Raw genomic sequence first — 1,820 nt, forward strand, 5'->3', positions numbered from 1 at the left:
CCGTCGTGCTGCCGCGCGAGGCCCCGGTCGAGCCGGCGCTCGTGGCGCTGCGCGACGCTGCGGCGCGCAGCGAAGCCGATCTCCGCGATGACGCCCCGTTGACCCGGCAGTAAGCGGGCTTTTCGCCCGGCCGCGCGCCCACCTACTGTCGGGTTGACGCGCCGGTACGAGGCCGCACGAACTTTCTTCCCTTTGAATGGGAATATTGCGACGGCGCGGGGCGATCCTTCGCACACTTGATGCAGGATCGCCCCGCACCGGGGCCGCCGACGGCGAAGGAGCTGCGCATGACCACCGAACACACCCGCGTCGCGATCGTGGGCGCCGGGCCTGCCGGCCTCGTGCTCTCGCACCTGCTCGCACAGGCGGGCATCGAGAGCATCGTGCTCGATCAGCGCAGCAGGGAGCAGATCGAGGGTACGATCCGCGCCGGCATCGTCGAGCACGGTGCCGCCGAGCTGCTCGCGAGCATCGGCGACACGAGCCGCGTGCACACCGTCGGGCACCGCCACGACGGCATCGAGCTGCACTTCTCCTCTGGAGACGGCGCCTCGCCTGCGGGCGAGCCCGAGGCGCACCGCATCGACTTCGCAGCACTCACCGGCCGCAGCGTCTGGCTCTACCCGCAGCACGAGGTGCTCATCGATCTGATCGCGGCCCGCCTCGCGGCCGGGCAGGATCTGCGCTTCGGCTGCACGGTCACCGCGGTCGCGGGTGTCGAATCGGATCGCCCCCGCATCGCCGGCACGACGGCCGAGGGGGAAGCCTTCGAGATCGAGGCCGAGTTCGTGGTCGGCGCCGACGGTTCGCGCAGCGTCGTGCGGCCAGCGGTGACGGGCCCGTCGCGCGAGGGCGGCTACTTCCGCGAGTACCCGTTCGCGTGGTTCGGGATCCTGTGCGAGGCCCCGCCCAGCGCACCCGAGCTGATCTACAGCAACTCCGACCATGGCTTCGCGCTGATCAGCCAGCGCAGCGAGACCGTGCAGCGCATGTACTTCCAGTGCTCCCCGGACGCCGACCCGAACTCGCTCAGCGACGCGCAGATCTGGGAGACGCTGCAGGCGCGCACGCCCGGCACCGAGCTGAAGGAGGGCCCGATCTTCCAGCGCGACGTGCTGCGCTTCCGCAGCTTCGTGTCGCACGAGCTGCGCCACGGCCGCGCCGCGCTCGTCGGCGACGCCGCGCACACGGTGCCGCCGACCGGCGCCAAGGGCATGAACCTCGCGATCGGCGATGTGATCCTGCTCGATCAGGCGCTGCAGGAGCTGCTGCTGCGCGGCAGCGAGCGCGGCCTCGACGCCTACGCCGCTGCCGCCGCGAAGCGCATCTGGAAGTCGCAGCACTTCTCGTGGTGGATGACGAGCATGCTGCACCTCGCACCCGAGGCGAGCGAGTTCGACCGGCTGCGCCAGCTCGGCGAGTTGCGCACCGTCGTCGAGAGCGAGGCGGGGCAGCGGTTCCTCGCCGAGGCCTACACCGGCTGGCCGTACCAGACCGCGCTGTAGCGGGATCCGACTACAGCGCCCGCAGCACCACGGCGCTGCCCTGCCCGCCACCGCCGCAGATGCCCACGGCACCGAGCGATCCCGAGCCGAGCTCGGCCAGCTGACGAGCCAGGGTCCCGACGATGCGAGCGCCCGACGCGCCGATCGGATGGCCCAGCGCGATCGCGCCGCCGTGCACGTTCACGATCGCCGGGTCGAGCCCGAGCTCTCGGGTCGACTGCAGGCCGACCGCGGCGAACGCCTCGTTGATCTCGACGGCGGCGAGATCGGAGGCGGCAGCGCCGCCCGCGACCTTGGCGAGCGCCGCCGCGATCG

Annotated in this window: 1 protein-coding gene and 1 pseudogene; one reads left to right on the plus strand and one right to left on the minus strand. The window is 71.9% G+C overall.

Going from position 1 to position 1,820, the window contains the following annotated elements:
- The first annotated feature begins 287 nt into the window (after positions 1–287).
- Entirely contained in the window at positions 288–1,505 is a 1,218-nt protein-coding gene (locus ACFPZL_RS12845; RefSeq protein WP_218115106.1) for a 4-hydroxybenzoate 3-monooxygenase, read from the plus strand.
- A 10-nt stretch (positions 1,506–1,515) separates the two neighbouring features.
- On the opposite strand, the pseudogene ACFPZL_RS12850 reads toward ACFPZL_RS12845, so the two are convergent.
- Positions 1,516–1,820, minus strand: a pseudogene (locus ACFPZL_RS12850) (acetyl-CoA C-acyltransferase); the annotation flags it as partial.

The organism is Leucobacter soli (assembly GCF_042659205.1).
Taxonomy (GTDB): Bacteria; Actinomycetota; Actinomycetes; order Actinomycetales; family Microbacteriaceae; genus Leucobacter; species Leucobacter soli.